This is a genomic window from Amycolatopsis rifamycinica, assembly GCF_000695625.1.
Classification (GTDB): domain Bacteria; phylum Actinomycetota; class Actinomycetes; order Mycobacteriales; family Pseudonocardiaceae; genus Amycolatopsis; species Amycolatopsis rifamycinica.
Genome location: NZ_JMQI01000086.1, coordinates 24,997 through 40,259, shown reverse-complemented (window position 1 = coordinate 40,259; position 15,263 = coordinate 24,997). Strand labels below are relative to the sequence as shown.

Annotated in this window: 19 protein-coding genes and 1 riboswitch; of the genes, 5 read left to right on the top strand and 14 right to left on the bottom strand. The window is 71.8% G+C overall.

Annotated elements, in window-relative coordinates; genetic code table 11:
- Window positions 1-210: 210 nt before the first annotated feature.
- A riboswitch (glycine riboswitch) is annotated at window positions 211-309 on the bottom strand.
- Window positions 310-351: 42 nt separating this feature from the next.
- Window positions 352-930: a MerR family transcriptional regulator gene (locus DV20_RS42800; RefSeq protein ID WP_043789778.1), complete on the bottom strand. Its 579-nt coding sequence runs from the start codon at window positions 928-930 to the stop codon at window positions 352-354.
- Between the two features lie 277 nt (window positions 931-1,207).
- Here DV20_RS42800 and DV20_RS42795 point away from each other — a divergent pair, with 277 nt between their 5' ends.
- Window positions 1,208-1,840, top strand: coding sequence for a TetR/AcrR family transcriptional regulator (locus DV20_RS42795; RefSeq protein WP_084093955.1), 633 nt, complete (start codon window positions 1,208-1,210; stop codon window positions 1,838-1,840).
- Here DV20_RS42795 and trxA read toward each other — a convergent pair.
- The 8 genes from trxA to DV20_RS42755 form a co-directional block, all read right to left on the bottom strand.
- Window positions 1,821-2,156 carry a thioredoxin gene (gene trxA / locus DV20_RS42790; protein ID WP_043789774.1) on the bottom strand — a complete coding sequence of 112 codons (336 nt, stop codon included), beginning with the start codon at window positions 2,154-2,156 and terminating at the stop codon, window positions 1,821-1,823. The two genes, DV20_RS42795 and trxA, sit on opposite strands and share 20 nt — an antisense overlap.
- Before the next feature lie 11 nt (window positions 2,157-2,167).
- The gene (locus DV20_RS42785; protein ID WP_043789773.1) at window positions 2,168-2,563 is read right to left on the bottom strand and encodes a MerR family transcriptional regulator; all 396 of its coding nucleotides are present in this window, start codon (window positions 2,561-2,563) and stop codon (window positions 2,168-2,170) included.
- A gap of 200 nt (window positions 2,564-2,763) precedes the next feature.
- Window positions 2,764-3,237, bottom strand: a complete 474-nt coding sequence (locus DV20_RS42780; protein ID WP_004559569.1) for a bifunctional nuclease family protein — start codon at window positions 3,235-3,237, stop codon at window positions 2,764-2,766.
- 216 nt (window positions 3,238-3,453) lie between these two features.
- Complete coding sequence (gene ftsR, locus DV20_RS42775) at window positions 3,454-4,200, bottom strand: transcriptional regulator FtsR (RefSeq protein ID WP_167344437.1); 747 nt, start codon at window positions 4,198-4,200, stop codon at window positions 3,454-3,456.
- The gene (garA, locus tag DV20_RS42770; RefSeq protein ID WP_004559567.1) at window positions 4,197-4,661 is read right to left on the bottom strand and encodes a glycogen accumulation regulator GarA; all 465 of its coding nucleotides are present in this window, start codon (window positions 4,659-4,661) and stop codon (window positions 4,197-4,199) included. Before garA ends, ftsR begins: the two co-directional genes overlap by 4 nt.
- Before the next feature lie 114 nt (window positions 4,662-4,775).
- Entirely contained in the window at window positions 4,776-5,162 is a 387-nt protein-coding gene (gcvH, locus tag DV20_RS42765; RefSeq protein ID WP_043789771.1) for a glycine cleavage system protein GcvH, read from the bottom strand.
- A gap of 93 nt (window positions 5,163-5,255) precedes the next feature.
- Window positions 5,256-5,879, bottom strand: a complete 624-nt coding sequence (locus DV20_RS42760) for a CDP-alcohol phosphatidyltransferase family protein (protein ID WP_043789769.1) — start codon at window positions 5,877-5,879, stop codon at window positions 5,256-5,258.
- 202 nt (window positions 5,880-6,081) lie between these two features.
- Entirely contained in the window at window positions 6,082-6,291 is a 210-nt protein-coding gene (locus DV20_RS42755; RefSeq protein WP_043789768.1) for a hypothetical protein, read from the bottom strand.
- 278 nt (window positions 6,292-6,569) lie between these two features.
- On the opposite strand from DV20_RS42755, the gene DV20_RS42750 reads away from it, so the two are divergent.
- Entirely contained in the window at window positions 6,570-7,070 is a 501-nt protein-coding gene (locus DV20_RS42750) for a hypothetical protein (RefSeq protein ID WP_043789766.1), read from the top strand.
- Window positions 7,071-7,101: 31 nt separating this feature from the next.
- Window positions 7,102-7,497 carry a hypothetical protein gene (locus tag DV20_RS42745; protein ID WP_043789764.1) on the top strand — a complete coding sequence of 132 codons (396 nt, stop codon included), beginning with the start codon at window positions 7,102-7,104 and terminating at the stop codon, window positions 7,495-7,497.
- 25 nt (window positions 7,498-7,522) lie between these two features.
- Here DV20_RS42745 and DV20_RS42740 read toward each other — a convergent pair whose 3' ends face one another.
- Together DV20_RS42740 and DV20_RS42735 are read right to left on the bottom strand one after the other, a co-directional pair.
- The gene (locus DV20_RS42740) at window positions 7,523-9,226 is read right to left on the bottom strand and encodes an AMP-binding protein (protein WP_043789761.1); all 1,704 of its coding nucleotides are present in this window, start codon (window positions 9,224-9,226) and stop codon (window positions 7,523-7,525) included.
- A gap of 10 nt (window positions 9,227-9,236) precedes the next feature.
- Complete coding sequence (locus DV20_RS42735) at window positions 9,237-10,079, bottom strand: crotonase/enoyl-CoA hydratase family protein (RefSeq protein ID WP_043789759.1); 843 nt, start codon at window positions 10,077-10,079, stop codon at window positions 9,237-9,239.
- A gap of 134 nt (window positions 10,080-10,213) precedes the next feature.
- Here DV20_RS42735 and DV20_RS42730 point away from each other — a divergent pair, with 134 nt between their 5' ends.
- Window positions 10,214-11,089, top strand: a complete 876-nt coding sequence (locus DV20_RS42730) for an alpha/beta fold hydrolase (protein ID WP_043789757.1) — start codon at window positions 10,214-10,216, stop codon at window positions 11,087-11,089.
- A gap of 12 nt (window positions 11,090-11,101) precedes the next feature.
- The gene (locus DV20_RS42725) at window positions 11,102-11,611 is read left to right on the top strand and encodes a DEAD/DEAH box helicase family protein (RefSeq protein ID WP_152603836.1); all 510 of its coding nucleotides are present in this window, start codon (window positions 11,102-11,104) and stop codon (window positions 11,609-11,611) included.
- Window positions 11,612-11,738: 127 nt separating this feature from the next.
- Here the strand turns inward: DV20_RS42725 and cobA are convergent, their stop codons facing one another.
- From cobA to DV20_RS46945, 3 genes are read right to left on the bottom strand one after another with little or no spacing between them, the layout of a single operon-like run.
- On the bottom strand, window positions 11,739-12,959 hold the full coding sequence (cobA, locus tag DV20_RS42720; RefSeq protein WP_043789754.1) for a uroporphyrinogen-III C-methyltransferase: 1,221 nt from the start codon (window positions 12,957-12,959) through the stop codon (window positions 11,739-11,741).
- A gap of 47 nt (window positions 12,960-13,006) precedes the next feature.
- Complete coding sequence (locus DV20_RS42715; RefSeq protein ID WP_043789752.1) at window positions 13,007-14,872, bottom strand: vWA domain-containing protein; 1,866 nt, start codon at window positions 14,870-14,872, stop codon at window positions 13,007-13,009.
- Window positions 14,869-15,201, bottom strand: a complete 333-nt coding sequence (locus DV20_RS46945) for a hypothetical protein (RefSeq protein ID WP_235191172.1) — start codon at window positions 15,199-15,201, stop codon at window positions 14,869-14,871. The genes DV20_RS42715 and DV20_RS46945 overlap by 4 nt, the downstream gene beginning before the upstream one ends.
- Window positions 15,202-15,263 lie beyond the last annotated feature (62 nt).

Here is a 15,263-nt window from a genome sequence, read left to right as displayed (position 1 = left end):
GGGTGTGGGGGTTGCACCCCCACAAGACACTCCGAAGGGGTCGGGCGAGCGCTCTTCGCGAGCACACTTCGCCCAACCCCGGAGACCCTCCCCGCTCTGTCCGTACCTCCCGGAGGAGGCGCCTGAGAGTTTCGCCCGCAGGTTGAGCCGGGCTTGCACCGTCGGCGGGGGCATCAGGCTGTGTCCTGACGACCCGCTTTCCAGAGGCGTCTCGTCCGCGCGGTCCGGGGTGCCTGAGAGGTTCCGGGGAGGACTTGCTCCTTCGGCGCCGAGCTCAAGGTGTGGCTCGGACTCTCCCGCGCGGATTCGTCGACCGCACGGTGAACACTACTCGCATCCCCGCGGTGGTGATCAACCGGTCTTGCGGGCGTTGCGGCGCTGGGTGAGTTCGTCCGGTTCGTGCGTCTCGACGATGCCGCCGTCGGCGCGTTCGGCGGGGAACTCGTGGATGGTGCCGCTGATCTCCTGCATCGCGCCGCTGACGGCGATGCCGAACACACCCTGGCCACCCTGGAGCAGATCGACGATCTCCTCGGGTGAGGTGCATTCGTAGACCGTGGTGCCGTCGGAGAACAGGGTCACCTTGGCCAGGTCGCGGACGCCGCGGACGCGCAGGTGGTCGACGGCGACCCGGATGTTCTGGAGTGAGACACCGGTGTCCAGGAGCCGCTTGACCACCTTGAGGACCAGGATGTCCTTGAAGGAGTACAGCCGCTGCGAGCCGGAGCCGTGCGCGGTGCGGATGCTGGGCGCGACCAGTTTGGTCCGGGCCCAGTAGTCGAGCTGGCGGTAGGTGATGCCGGCGATCTGACACGCCGCCGGACCCCGGTAGCCCACCAGCTCGTCGGGCAGCGAGTTGTCGGGGAACAGTTCACCCTGCTCACCAGCCGCGACCTCGACAGGCTGCTTCTCGGAACCAGCCTCGACCACGCAAGCCTCCCCTCGCCCGACCTGGCGGCCGGCGAATGACAGCCGGACGGTCCCAGGAGCGGGACCCGCCGGAGATCAATCGCCACGGTCCGGCCCCAGACCGTTAATCACACCGTGGCAATTTCTCTTCTTCGACGGTAAGCGCCAGGAGAACACCGGTCAACGCGACGCGCGGCAAGGCTCAACGGTCGGATGAGCCTTTGAGCCGTTCGCCGTACCCGCTCCGGCGTTGTTCAAACCCCTTGACCAGTTTTACTCAGCCAAGTAACTTTTACTCATGCAAGTAAAAACCGACCTCATGGCGGAGATGGGCCTCAGCCCCGCCGAGGCCGCGCGTCGGGCACAGATCATCGGCGCGACCATCGGCGTCCTGTCCGACCTCGGCTACCGCCGGACCACCTTCGCGAAGATCAAGGAGCGCGCCGGGCTGAGCAGCACCCGGCTGATCTCGTACCACTTCACGAACAAGGCCGGCCTGATGCAGGCCGTGCTCAGCACGGTCGTCGAGACGAAGAACGAGTTCCTCGCCGAACGCACCGGCGGCGGCCTCGACCCGGCCGACCGGCCCGGCTACCTGCGGGCGCACATCGAGACGTCCGTGGCCTTCCTGCGTGCCTACCCCGAGTGCGTCCGGGCCCTGACCGAGCTGGCCGCCAACGCCGACGACGCCGACGGCTGGGTGATGACGAAGGTGCTGGTCGACGACATGCGCGTGCACGGTTTGGCCCGTCAGCTGCGGCAGGGCCAGGCCGAGGGTGTGTTCGGCGGGTTCACGCCGGAGGTGATGGCGATGTCCGTCGCGCAGGCCGTCGACGGTGTCGCCGCGGCCTACGCGGCCGACCCGTCGCTGGACCTGGAGCAGTACGGGCGCGAACTGGCGGACACGTTCGTCAAGGCGACGGCGCCGTGAGGGCCCGGTCGAGCCGCTCTTCGATGCGGGCCTTCGGGAACGCGCCGACGATCGTCCCGACCGGCTCGCCGCCGCGGAAGAGGATCATCGTCGGCAGCGACATGACCTGGTAGGAACGGGTGGTTTCCGGGTTCTCGTCGGCGTTGATCTTGCGGACGGCGAGCTCGCCGTCCCGCTCGGCGGCCAGCTGGGCGAGCACCGGGCCGACCATCCGGCACGGGCCGCACCAGGTGGCCCAGAATTCGACGAGCACGGGAACGTCACTGCCGAGGACCTCGGCGAAGGTGGCATCGGTGACGTCGGTGACTGCGGACATGACGAGCTCCTTCAGGGACGCGGGGCGTCGGGCACGACACACGGATCGGGTGCCTGGCGGGCCAGCGCGCCGGCGAGTTTCGCGGCGAGTTCGGCGCGGATGCCGCCGAGCCGCGCCAGGAGGGCGTCGGCTTCTTCGAGCTTGCGCCGGTAGACCTCGAGGGAGCTCGCGCAGGAATCGCCGGTTTCGTGGCCGCTGCGCAGGCATTCGACGAACGGGCGGGTCTCGTCGAGGGTCAGGCCGACCGTCTGGAGGGTCTGGATCTCCTTGACCAGCTGGAGGTCGTCCTCGTCGTACTCGCGGTAGCCGTTGGCCGACCGCCGGGCCGTCAGGAGGCCTTGGTCCTCGTAAAACCGCAGCGCACGGGTGGTGACACCCGTGCGCTGCGCCAGTTCTCCGATCCGCATGCCCTCGACGCTAGACGTTGACGTCCGCGTCAAGGCAAGTTCTCACGCGTCGAGGCAAGGGAAAAGCGTCACCGCGGGAGGAGCCGGGGTCCGGGGGCGTGCCCCCGGGCGGGGTCTGGGGGTTGCACCCCCAGAAGACACGGCGAGGAGCTCAAGGCGAGCGCTCTCCGCGAGCACACCTCACCCCAGCTTCGAGCCCCTCAGGTGTCCGCTCCGCGGAAGTCCTCCGGGGAGACCGAGTCGAGGAACTCGCGGAACTTCTCGACCTCGTCCTCCTGCTCGTCCGGGATGATGAGGCCCGCTTCCTCCAGCACCGAGTCCACGGCGTGGATGGGGACTCCGATCCGCAGGGCCAGTGCGACCGAGTCGCTCGGCCGGGCGGACACCCGGATGTCGCCGTCGAACACGAGCTCCGCGAAGAACGTGCCCTCTTTCAGGTCGGTGATGACGACCTGCTCGAGCTCCCGGCCGAGCGCTCCGATGACCTCTTTCAGCAGGTCATGCGTGAGCGGGCGGGCAGGGCGGACCCCCTGCTGCTCCAAGGCGATGGCGGTGGCTTCGACCGAGCCGATCCAGATCGGCAGGTACCGTTCACCTTCGGTTTCCCGCAGCAACAAGATCGGCTGATTCGCGGGCAGCTCGACCCGCACACCGACGACGCGCATTTCGCTCATCGGGCTTCGCCTCCCTCCCGTGCACACGGGCTGCAGCGCTGATCCGGCTTCACGCCCATACTCCCGACGCTACCCGTCATCCGTGCGCTGTGCTCGCTGTCCGGACTCTCTCGGTTCGCCTGCCGCAAACCCGTGCCTTCACGGTACGGCATGCGGTGCCGAACATTCAGTCATTGACATGGGACCGCAAAGAGGATCTCACTGCCCCGTTATCGATCAACACCCGGCGACGCCGCGGATTCCCGCCTTGACGAGGAGCGTGTGCAGCGTCACGGACAGTGCCGCGAGCTCCCGGACGAGCTCGTCCGCCCGCGACTTCGCCTCCGGGTCACGGTGCCGGTACACCGGCGTCACGATCTGCTCCAGCAGCCCGACCTCGCGATCGGCCGCGGCGCGGAAGGCACGCAGGTGTCTCGGTTCGATCCCGAATTCGGTCATCGCCTTCACCGTGCGCGCGACCAGCACCGCGTCCGGGTCGAAGAACCCGGCGGGACCGGGCCGGACCAGGCCGTACTGCTGCAGCTCGGCCAGCGCGGGCGCGTCGATGCCGGCCTGCTCCAGGAGTTCCTCCTGGGTCAGGCGCAGCTCCTTGCCCGCGGTGAAGTCGTCCGCCACAGGCAGGCCGACGTTCTCGGCCGTCACGTCGATCGGCACCAGCCGGCGCGGCGGGCGGGGCAGGGCCGCGGCGGGCTCGGCACCCGAGTCCGCCGCGTCCAGCTGTTCCTTGATGACCTTCAACGGGAGGTAGTGATCCCGCTGGGCGGCCAGGACGAACCTCAGTCGCTCCACGTCCGCCGCGGCGAACTGCCGGTACCCCGACGGTGTCCGGCCCGGGGTGACCAGGCCTTCCGCTTCGAGGAACCGGATCTTGGAGATGGTGACATCGGGGAAGTCGCCGCGCAGCTGCGCGAGGACCGCCCCGATGCTCAGTCCGTGGTTCTGTGGCCGCCCGGCCGCCGTCACTGCGCCCCCTGGCCCCCGTGCCCCGGGCCGGTCAGGAAGACCAGGCGGAACTTCCCGATCTGCACCTCGTCGCCGCCGGCGAGCACCGCCTGGTCGACCGGCTCGCGGTTGACGTAGGTGCCGTTGAGGCTGCCGACGTCGATGACGACGAACTCGCCGCCCTCACGCCGGAACTCGGCGTGCCGGCGGGAGACCGTGACGTCGTCGAGGAAGATGTCGCTGTCCGGGTGCCGCCCGGCGCTGGTGGTGTCGCGGTCGAGCAGGAACCGCGAACCCGCGTTCGGCCCGCGCTTCACGACCAGCAGCGCCGAACCCGGGGGCAGCGCGTCGACACCCTGGACCGGGGCTTCCGGGGCGGGCTCGCGACCTTCGGCTTCGGCCAGGAAGTCGGCCCGGAAGACAGAGGTCCGCTCCGGAGACTGCTCCGGGGGAACGCCGCCGGGCCCGTCGTTCGTGCTCACCTGAGCTCTCCTCCACACATGCTGTGTTGCCAGTACTCAAGAACGTGTAGCTGTCAACGTACCGTGCCTGATCGATTCTCCGAGCCCCGGCTCCCCGAACCGGCGGAGCGGGCTTCAGCCCTTGGTCAGCGCGTCGTACGCCTCGGCTTCGAGCAGGGCTTCCAGGCCCGCCGGGTCGTCGAGCCGGATCTCGATGAGCCAGCCTTCGCCGTAGGGGTCGCTGTTGATCAGCTCCGGCGAGTCGGCGACGGCGTCGTTGACCGCGACGACCTCGCCGTCGACCGGCGCGAACAGCTCGGAGACGCTCTTGGTCGACTCGACCTCGCCGAAGACGTCGCCCGCGGTCACCTGCCTGCCGACGTCGGGCAGGTCGACGAACACGACGTCGCCGAGCTGGTCCTGCGCGTACTCGGTGATGCCGACGCGCACGAGGGTGTCCTCGCCGCGGGTGGCGACCCACTCGTGTTCCTCGGTGTAGCGAAGCTCTTCAGGAGCGGACACCGCCGGTCCCCTTTCATGCCCTCACTGGCGAAAAGTGTTGCGCGAAGTCTTACACCCACACGGCGCAGGCGCCCGCCACGACCCGGCGGAAGCTCACTCCGCGGGAGCGCCTCGCAGGGCGTTGCGCGCCTGCACGACGTAGAGGACGCCGGACCAGACGTAGAGGACGGCGCCCCAGATGGTGAAGGCGTACCCGATCGGCCGCGCGACCGCGGCGACGTCGGAGCCACCCTGCGCGAGCAGCAGGCACGGGAAGGCGTACATCAGGACGAAGGTGGCCCCCTTCCCGATGTAGGTGACCTCGGGCGGCGCGAAGCCGCGGCGGCGCAGGGTGAGGACGCAGACGCCGAGCACGGCCTCCCGCAGGACGAGCGGCACGACGACCCACCACGGGATGATGCCGCGGACGAGGAAGGCGATCAGGGTGGCGAGGATGTAGAGCCGGTCGGCGGCGGGGTCGAGCAGCTGCCCGAGCCGCGACATCTGGTTGAGCCAGCGGGCGAGCTTGCCGTCGAGCCAGTCGGTCAGCGCGCTGAAGACGAGCAGGGCGAGCGCCCAGCCGTCTTCTTCGGGGCCGAGCAGCAGCCAGAGGAAGACGGGCACCCCGGCCAGCCGCAGCAGCGACAGGATGTTGGGGACGTTGAAGGCCTGCCGCAGCAGCGACGGTTCGGCGGCGGGCCCCGCCTGAGCGGCGGGTTCGGGGGCGGCTGTGCTCACGGGGCCATTAAACAGCGGTCCGGGGCGGGGTCGCCCGGTGGTGCGGCGGGGCGGAACGGCCGAGACCTGCCGGGCTCGAGGCGCTCCCCCGCCGGCCGGCGGCGAGACCGGACAATGCCCGTCCGCCGCGCGGCCGGAGCGGTGAGGCCTGCGGTTTCTCCCCCGCGGCCGGGCCGCCCCCACGGCCCCGGCCGCGTCACGCTCAGCTCGCGCGGCGGTGGCTCCACCCGCGTCGCTGCAGCTCGGCGCTGCTGAGCGACTCGGGGCGGCCGCGGTAGTCGGTGCCCATCCAGCGGGCGCGGCCGGCGCGTCCCTCGAGGACGTACGGGCGGCCGCAGCACCAGACCACGGTGCTCGGGACGGTCGGCGGACTGGACGGGTCTTCGGTGCTGGTCACTGCGTCGGCGTTCATCGCTCTCACGGATTTCGGTACGGGTGTCGGGGACGGGAAGCTCTTCGGCCTCCACCAAGATCTTCGGCGCGCGACGCCGTTTTGTTAACCGTCACGGCGCGAATTAGACCGATCGATTCTTGATGACAGCGGGAGGTTTCGGAGCGTGAACGGAATGTTAATTGTCCATAGTGGACACCGATTCGGTGGCCACCGGACCGGGCCGCCACCCCGCTGTTGTAATCTCCGGCACACCCGTGGCCCACGGGACCCAAGCTCACCGGGGAGGAAGGATCGCGGTGCCCCACCCGACCACCACGAGGACGTGGCTTGTGGCGTGCCTCGCCCTGCCCGTGCTCGCGGCCTGCTCCGGCGATCCCGCCGCGCAGGCCCCTCCGGCTCCGCCGTCCGTGACGCCGCCACCCTCCGTGACGACGACGGCCGGCACCCCGCCGCCGCCACCGCCGCCCGGCGGCAGCGAGTCCGCGCCGGCCCCGGTGACCAAGCCGTCCGCGCCGCCGCCGGTGCCCGGGTCGTGCGGCACCGTCACCGCCGCCAGCGGGCTGACGCTCTACGTCTTCGACAGCGGCGCCGCCGGCGTCAGCTGCGGCGCGGCGACGAAGCTGGTCGGCGACTTCCACCGCAAGATCACCGGGCGCCAGGGGGCCGGCTCGAACGACGCGGTGAACGAGACCGTCGACGGCTGGCTGTGCACCTCCGGCCCGCCCGCCGCCCAGGGCGGCACCACCTGCACCAAGGGCGAGCAGACGGTCTTCGCGGCCGTCGTGCCGTCCGAGTGACTCCGTTCCTCCTCCCGCTCCTGAAGGGCCCATGAAGACACTCGCGTACCCCCTGCTGCTCGTCGCCGCGGCCGCCGCGCTGGCCGGCTGCGGCGGCGACCCGGCACCCGCCGCGCCCTCTTCCGAGGCGCCCGTGCCCGCCGCGGCCGCGGCGGCCGGGTCGACGGCCCCCGGCGTGCCGTGCGGCGAGGTCGCCGGCACGGGCGGCGCGAAGACGGCGGTCGTCGCGCACGGCAAGGTCGACTGCGCCGCGGCGGCGAAGCTGCTCACGGACTACTTCGCGAAGCTGACGCCGGCCGAGGCGAACGACGCCGACGGGCCGGGCCCGATCGTCCTCGACGAGTGGACGTGCGGCAGCGGCCCCGCCGACCCGGTGACGGCGTGCTCGACCGAGGACGGCCGCCAGGTCGAGGGCACCCGCGGCTGACGTCCCGCCCCGGCATTTCGGGATCTCAGGACTTGAGGCCGGGGAAGTCCTCCTCGCGGTACTCGGTCCCGGCGCCCCGCGCCGGGTCGTTCTCGCGGCCCCGCAGCTCGACCCGGCGGATCTTGCCCGAGATCGTCTTCGGCAGCTCCGCGAACTCCAGCCGCCGGATCCGTTTGTACGGCGCCAGGTGCTCGCGGCAGTACGCCAGGATCGCCTCGGCCGTCTCCGCGGTCGGCTCGTGGCCGGCCGCCAGCACGACGTACGCCTTGGGCACCGCGAGCCGGATGGGGTCGGGGGCCGGGACGACCGCCGCCTCGGCCACCGCCTCGTGCTCGATCAGGACGCTCTCCAGCTCGAACGGCGAGATCCGGTAGTCCGACGCCTTGAACACGTCGTCGGTGCGCCCGACGTAGGTGATGTAGCCGCGTTCGTCGATCGAACCGACGTCACCCGTGTGGTAGAAGCCGCCGGCGAAGGCGGCCGACGTCCGCTCGTCGTCGTCCGCGTAGCCGGTCATCAGGCCGACCGGCCGGTGCGCGAGGTCCAGGCAGATCTCGCCCTCGGCCGCGCGCTCGCCGCTGACCGGGTCGACCAGCGCCACCACGAAGCCGGGCAGGGGGCGGCCCATCGAGCCGGGCACGACGTCCTGGCCCGGCGTGTTGGCGACCTGGACGCTGGTTTCGGTCTGGCCGAAGCCGTCGCGGATGGTGACGCCCCAGGCCTTCTCGACCTGGTCGATCACCTCCGGGTTGAGCGGCTCCCCGGCGCCCACGACCTTGCGCGGCGGGGTGCGCAGGGCCGTCAGGTCGGCCTGGATGAGCATCCGCCACACCGTCGGCGGCGCGCAGAAGCTGGTCACCCCGCAGCGGTCCATCTGCGCCATCAGCGCGCCCGCGTCGAACCGGCTGTAGTTGTAGAGGAACACCGTCGCCTCGGCGTTCCACGGGGCGAAGAAGTTGCTCCACGCGTGCTTCGCCCAGCCGGGCGAGGAGATGTTCAGGTGGACGTCGCCCGGTTCGAGGCCGATCCAGTACATCGTGGACAGGTGGCCCACCGGGTAGGAGACGTGCGTGTGCTGCACCAGCTTCGGCTTCGCCGTCGTGCCGGAGGTGAAGTACAGCAGCAGCGGGTCGCCGGCCTTCGTCGGGCCGTCCGCGGTGTACTCCGGCGACTCGGCGAACGCGGCCGAGTACCGGTGCCAGCCGTCGACCGGCTCCCCCACCGCGATCCGGGTGTAACCGCCTTCGATGCCGTCGAACTTCGGCGCGTCCACCGAGCGGACGACGACGTGCCGGGCCGCGCCGCGCCCGACGCGGTCGGTCAGGTCGGCCGGGCCGAGCAGCGTCGACGCCGGGATGATCACCGCGCCGAGCTTCATCGCGGCGAGGATCGTCTCCCACAGCTCGCCCTGGTTGCCGAGCATGAGGATCAGCCGGTCGCCGCGGCGGACACCGAGGCCGCGCAGCCAGTTGGCCACCTGGTTGGACCGGACGGACATCTCCGGAAAGGTCCAGCGGTTCTCGGTGCCGTCCTCCTCGACGATCCACAGCGCGTACCGCTCGGCGTTGGCGGGGTCGTGCGCGACGACGTCGAACCAGTCGATCGCCCAGTTGAACTCGTCGAACCGCGGCCAGGCGAAGTCACGGTAGGCCGTGTCGTAGTCCTCGCGGTGGGTCTGCAGGTAGTCCCGCGCGACGCGGAACGCGTGGTGGACCTCCGAAGCGCGCACGCTGCCTCCTCTATTCGCCCGTGAACCGCGGCTCGCGGCGCTCCATGAAGGCCTGGACCGCTTCGCCGAGGTCCTTGCTCGGCAGGAACGCCGAGTTCCAGGCGGCGACGTACCGGAGGCCGTCGGCGACCTGGCGCTCGGTGTTCGCCGCCAGTACCTGCTTCGTACCCTGCACCACGAGCGGCGGGTTCGCGGCCATCTCGCCGGCGAGTTCGCGCGCGGCCTTCAGCAGCGCGTCCTGGTCCTCGTAGACGTCGTTGACCAGGCCGATCTTCTCGGCGCGGGCGGCGTCGACGTCCTTGCCGGTCAGGGCGAGCTCGCGCAGGTGCCCTTCGCCGATGATCGAGGCGAGCCGCTGCAGGCTGCCGAGGTCGGCGACGATGGCGACACGCACCTCGCGGACGCTGAACTTGGCGTCCGCGCTGGCGAGCCGGACGTCCGCGGCGGCGACGACGTCGACACCACCGCCGATGCACCAGCCCGAAACGGCCGCGACGACCGGTTTGCGGCATTCCGCGATCGAGCTGACCGCCGCCTGCAGCGACCGGACCTGGTCGAGGAACGCCGTCCGCGGGCCGGCCAGGCTGTCGCCGCCCAGCATCGGCGCCCAGTCGCCCATCATCGCCGGCAGGTCGAGGCCGTAGGAGAAGTGCTTCCCGCTGCCCGTGAGCACGACGGCCCGGACCTGCGGGTCGGCGTCCAGCGCGCGGAACACCAGCGGCAGCTCGCGCCAGAAGTCCGGGCCCATCGCGTTGCCCTTCGACGGGCCGAGAAGCGTCACTTCGGCCACATGGCCGTCGACGTCGACCTTGAGGGACACCAGGTCGGGCAGACTGTCAGCAGTAGCGGTCATGGGGTCATCTTGACCCATGCCCGCGACGACCCGCCATTGGCACCGTGTCAATTGACCCGGTCGTCACCGTGCCGACCTGGTCGGGGGATGCTTTCCTGAAAGAACCGACGCCGACACGGGGAGGACGGTGGGACATGAGCCCGGCCAGCGCGACCGCGATCGAGACCGAACCGGAGTCCGCACCGGTCCGGCGGGCCTCCCGCCCGATCGAGCTCACCGGCTCGTTCGACCACGAGGGGTACCGGCTCTGGTACACCGAGTTCGGCAGCGGCGACAAGGTCGTCGTGCTGACCCACGGGATCATGCTCACCCGCCGGATGCACGCGCCGCTCGCGCGCCGGCTGGCCCGGGCGGGGTTCCGCGTGATCACCCTCGACCTGCTCGGCCACGGCGACTCCGACCGGCCGACCGAGTCGTGGCTGTACTCGATGCCGTCGTTCGCCGAGCAGACCCTGGCCCTGCTGGACCACCTCGACGTGGAATCCGCCGTGATCGGCGGGACGTCACTGGGGGCGAACGTCTCGCTCGAGGTGGCGGTGCAGGCGCCGTCGCGGGTCCGCGGGCTGATCGTCGAGATGCCGGTGCTGGACAACGCGATCGTCGCCGGGCTGGTCACCTTCGCCCCGCTGCTGATGGCGGCCCGGTTCCTGCCGTTCACCGTGCAGGCGGTGGCACTGGCGGCGTCGGTGGTCCCGCACGGCAACCAGTGGGTCGACGTCGTCACGGACACGCTGTCCCAGCGGCCGGCCTCGATGGCCGCGCTGCTGCACGGGGTGCTGTTCGGCCGGATCGCGCCGCCGAAGTCGGTGCGGCGCAAGATCACGACCCGGGCGTTGGTGATCGGCCACCAGAACGACCCGATCCACCCGTTCGGCGACGCGGACACCCTGGCGGTCGACATGCCGGCGGCGGAGTTCGTCCAGGCCCGCAGCCCGGTCGAGCTCCGGTTCGACCCGACCCGGCTGTCGGACGCGATCCGCGATTTCGCCGCGAGCTGCTACGGGGACTGAAATGCTTCGCCCATGCCTTTGGTGTGGGTGACCGGCAACGCGGGGGCCGGCAAGTCGGCGGTCTGCGCGCTCCTGAAGAGCCGGGGTGAGCACGCGGTCGACGCGGACGAGGAGGGCTTCCACCACTGGGTGGACCGGACGAGCGGACAGGTCGTCACCGACCCGCCCGACCCGGTGCCGTCCGGCTGGCTCCACCGCTACGGCTGGCGGATCGACCGGGCGAAGGTCGAAGCCCTGGCGGCCGGCGCGCGCGGCGAGATCGCGTTCTTCTGCGGCTGCCCGGAGAACGCCGTCGACGTGGCCGACCTGTTCGACCTCGTGGTCTGCCTGGTGGTCGACGACGACACGCTCCGCCACCGGCTCCTGACCCGCACCACGAACTCCTTCGGCAAGCACCCGGAGGAGCTGGCCGCGGCCCTCGGCGACAACGCCTACCGCCACCCCGGTGCGACGATCATCGACGGCACCCGCCCGTTGCCCGAAGTCGCCGACGCGATCCTCACCGCCGCCCGCCGTGCTTGAGCGGGCATCACCCGTGTCCGGAGGGGCATCACGCGTGTCCGGAGAGGCATCACGCGTGATTGAGGAGGCATCGCGGTGATGCCCCTCTGATCACGCGTGATGCCTGCCGGATCACGCGAGAATCCCCTCAGGACACGGGGGCGAGGCCGGCTACCGGGCCGATGACGATCACCGCGGGCGGGCGGACGCCGGAGGCCGCCGCGTCGGTGACCACTGTGTCCAATGTGGACCGGAGGGTGCGCTGGGTGCGCATCGTGCCGTCCTCGATGATCGCCACCGGGGTGGCGGGCGGGCGGCCGCCGTCCAGCAGGGCCTTGGCGAACTGCGGGAGCCGCTCCACGCCCATCATCAGCACGATCGTGCCGCGCATGCGGGCCAGCAGGTCCCAGTCGACCAGGGACCGGTCGTCGCCGGGGGCCACGTGGCCGGAGACCACCACCACCTCGTGGGCCACGCCGCGGTGGGTCACCGGGACGTCGGCCACCGCCGGGACCGCGAACGCGCTCGTGATGCCCGGGACCATCGTCACCGGGACGCCCGCCTCGGCGCAGGCCAGCACCTCTTCGAAGCCGCGGCCGAACAGGTACGGGTCGCCGCCCTTGAGGCGGACGACGAACTTGCCTTCCTTGGCGCGCTCGATCAGCGTGCTGTTGATGACGTCCTGGCTGGCCGCGCGGCCGTACGGAATCTTCGCCGCGTCGACGATTTCGACCTCCGGCGCGAGCTCGTCGAGCAACTCGCGGGGGGCCAGCCGGTCCACCACGACGACGTCCGCGCGCGAGAGCAGGCGCCGGCCGCGGACGGTGATCAGTTCCGGGTCGCCCGGGCCGCCGCCGACCAGCGCCACCCCGGGCAGGGTGCCCTCCGGGTGCGGCTGACGGCCGTCCTCGATCGTGCCGTTGTGCAGGCCGTCGAGGATCGAGTCGCGGACCGCGGCCGAGCGCAGCGGCTCGCCACCGGAGAGCACGCCGAACAGCAGGCCACCGTGCCGCCCGGACGCCGGGGTCACCGCGGAACCCGACTCCCCTTCGTCGGCGCGGACGCAGAACACCCGCTCCCGCTCGGCCTCCGCGCAGACAGCGGCGTTCACCTCCGGGTCGTTCGTGCAGGCCAGCGCGTACCAGGCAGCGCGAAGGTCACCCGGAGCGTAGGGACGTTCGTGCCAGACGAGCTCACCCGCGTCCACCATCCCCTGCACCGACGGCGTCGTGTGCGGCGACACCAGTTCGACACGGGCCCCGGCGCTGATCAGCCGGGGCAGCCGGCGTTGCGCGACCGTGCCGCCGCCGATCATCACGACGCGGCGGCCGGAGAGCTGGAGGCCGGAAAGGTAGTGCGGGTCGTCCATGGGCGGGAGTTTATTGGGGGTTCACCCCCGCGCCAGCCCAGCGTGGGTCACGCCACGCGGAAGACCGGCCCGCGGGCCGCGAACGGCAGCCGCGCGCCCCGCGGCACCAGGTACGCGTGCTCGCGGCGCGGCCGGACGTGGTCGCACGCCGCGTCGGTGATGATCAGGATCGGCCCGTCGGCCGGGAAGTCGGGCGCGCGCTGCAGCAGGTCGACGCCGGGCTGCAGGATCGTCCCGCCGCGCCCGCGCACCTTGACCCGGCCGGCGATGTCCGCCACCGCGAGATAGCCGGCGTCGTAGGCGACGGCGTCGCAGAACACCACGCGCGCCGCCGGGACGTCCCTCGCCAGCGCGTACGACGCGATCGCGCCCAGCGCCTTGCCCAGCAGCTCGGCGTTCATCGACCCCGACGTGTCCAGGACGACGCCGAAGGTGACGCGCCGGTCGAGGCGTTCCGGGCGGACGCGGCCCGGGCGCGGGATGTCCGGGGTCGCCGACTGGCGGCGCGACGCCCGCGCGTAGCTGCGCACCGGCAGCTCCGCCCGCACGTGCTCGTCGAACCAGCGCGCCAGCTGCGCGTCCCACGGCAGCGGCGGGTGGTCGAGCGCCCGGATCTCCTGCTCCAGCCCGGCCGGCAGCAGCCCGCGCCCCTGGGCGTGGTGGTACTCGAGGCCCTGGGTGAGCGCTCGGCGGTAGAACTCGTCCAGATCGACGCCGTGGACGCGGTCACCCCACGGCATCGGCCGCGAGGCCCGCTTCGACGACCGGCGCTGCACCGCGTCCGGCGCGGACAGCCAGTCGCCCAGCACGTCCCCCGCCTCGCGCGAACCCATGGTCAGCAGCTTGCGGGCACGGCGGATATCGGTCGTCAACGTGTCATACACCGACTCCGCCGACATCCCGGTCAGCTGCTGGTCGTACAGGCTGCCGTCGGGCAGCTCGCCGACGCCCATGGCGACCAGCCAGCCGTTGATCACGTAGTCGCAGGCGACGTTCCACAAGTAGGGCTCGCGGCCCAGCGCGCGGCGGTCGTGCCGCAGCGCGGCGTGCAGCATCTCGTGGGCCAGCACGAACCGCCACTCCTCGGCGGTCAGCGCGGCGGCCGGGTTGACGTAGATCTCGCCGTGCTCGGCGTCGACCGCCGCGAGGGCGATGTTCCAGGCGCGGACGACCTCGGCGTCGACGACCAGGGTGAAGCCCGCGGCCACCGCGCCGAGCAGCGGGAACGACGAGACGAACCAGGACAGCGCGCGGTCCCACTCCCCCGTCGCCCGGCGGTGGCGGGTCTGGCCGCGCGCGTCGGCGGCGCGTTCCATGGCTTCGGTCGCCGAGGCGATCAGCCCGCGGGCGAAGCGTTCGGTCCACGGCTCCGGCTTCCCGTGGTACTGCAGCTGCCAGCGGCTCATCGGCTCCGCGAGCCGCAGGCACGGCCCCGGCCCGCCCGTGAACGGCGCCGGGACCCCCGTCTCGCGCCAGACGCGGGTCAGCGGGAGCTCGTCGGTGCCGGGCAGTTCGGGCAGGTCGACGACGGGGGTGCCGACGTGCACGGCTTCCGCGAACCGGTGGACGGTGACGCAGCAGGCGGCGGCGTACACCGGGTCCACCCCGCGGCCGGGCGTGATCGCCTCCGCCTCGGTGAGCCGGTCGTCGTCGAGGTGGCCGAGACCCAGGTGCAGCAGCAGGTGCGCGAACACCCACGCCCACTCGTCCGCCTCGGCGTCGCGGGCGCGGTTCGCCAAGAGCACGCCGCGGTCGCTGACGGTGGCCCAGCCGGCGCCGGCGTTCTCCGGGCTCAGGTTCGCACCGCGCGCGAGGTGGTCCAGGACGGTGGTGGCGCGCACCGCGGCCCAGCCGTCCTCGATCGCCTTGTTCCGGCGCTCGCGGCGCTGGGCCTCGGCGCGGGCGTTGCTCATGCGCGAGCCGCCACCAGCCGCGGGAGGTCACGGGCCACTTCGACCAGGAACCACGCGGGCAGCCGCGGGTTGCCCGTTTCGTCGTCGGCGATGACCAGCTGTGCCATCTCCAGGGAGATCTCGGCCAGCTCGACCAGGAGGCTCTTCGCCCGGAAGGCGAACTGGCGCACGGCCGCCGAAGCGTGCCGCTTGTCCGCCGGCAGGTCCTTGACCAGCCGCGCGCGGAACGTCTCGGCGAGGAAGTAGAGCAGGTCGCGGTCGCCGGGCTCGCCGGGCCAGCGCGCGTCGCCCTTGAGGATCGCCTCCAGGCCGAAGGCGTGCCGGGCCACCTTGAGGTACGCGCGGAAGGCGCCGGCGTGGGCCGGGGTGCGGGCTCCACAGGTGGTCCGGG

Bases quoted from the DNA above. Each gene is read 5' to 3' on its own strand.
- DV20_RS42795 (WP_084093955.1), top strand. From the start codon at position 1,208: ATGCAAGTAAAAACCGACCTCATGGCGGAGATGGGCCTCAGCCCCGCC.
- trxA (WP_043789774.1), bottom strand. From the start codon at position 2,156: ATGTCCGCAGTCACCGACGTCACCGATGCCACCTTCGCCGAGGTCCTC.
- DV20_RS42785 (WP_043789773.1), bottom strand. From the start codon at position 2,563: ATGCGGATCGGAGAACTGGCGCAGCGCACGGGTGTCACCACCCGTGCG.
- DV20_RS42780 (WP_004559569.1), bottom strand. From the start codon at position 3,237: ATGAGCGAAATGCGCGTCGTCGGTGTGCGGGTCGAGCTGCCCGCGAAT.
- DV20_RS42755 (WP_043789768.1), bottom strand. From the start codon at position 6,291: ATGAACGCCGACGCAGTGACCAGCACCGAAGACCCGTCCAGTCCGCCG.
- DV20_RS42745 (WP_043789764.1), top strand. From the start codon at position 7,102: ATGAAGACACTCGCGTACCCCCTGCTGCTCGTCGCCGCGGCCGCCGCG.
- DV20_RS42735 (WP_043789759.1), bottom strand. From the start codon at position 10,079: ATGACCGCTACTGCTGACAGTCTGCCCGACCTGGTGTCCCTCAAGGTC.
- DV20_RS42730 (WP_043789757.1), top strand. From the start codon at position 10,214: ATGAGCCCGGCCAGCGCGACCGCGATCGAGACCGAACCGGAGTCCGCA.
- DV20_RS42725 (WP_152603836.1), top strand. From the start codon at position 11,102: ATGCCTTTGGTGTGGGTGACCGGCAACGCGGGGGCCGGCAAGTCGGCG.
- cobA (WP_043789754.1), bottom strand. From the start codon at position 12,959: ATGGACGACCCGCACTACCTTTCCGGCCTCCAGCTCTCCGGCCGCCGC.
- DV20_RS42715 (WP_043789752.1), bottom strand. From the start codon at position 14,872: ATGAGCAACGCCCGCGCCGAGGCCCAGCGCCGCGAGCGCCGGAACAAG.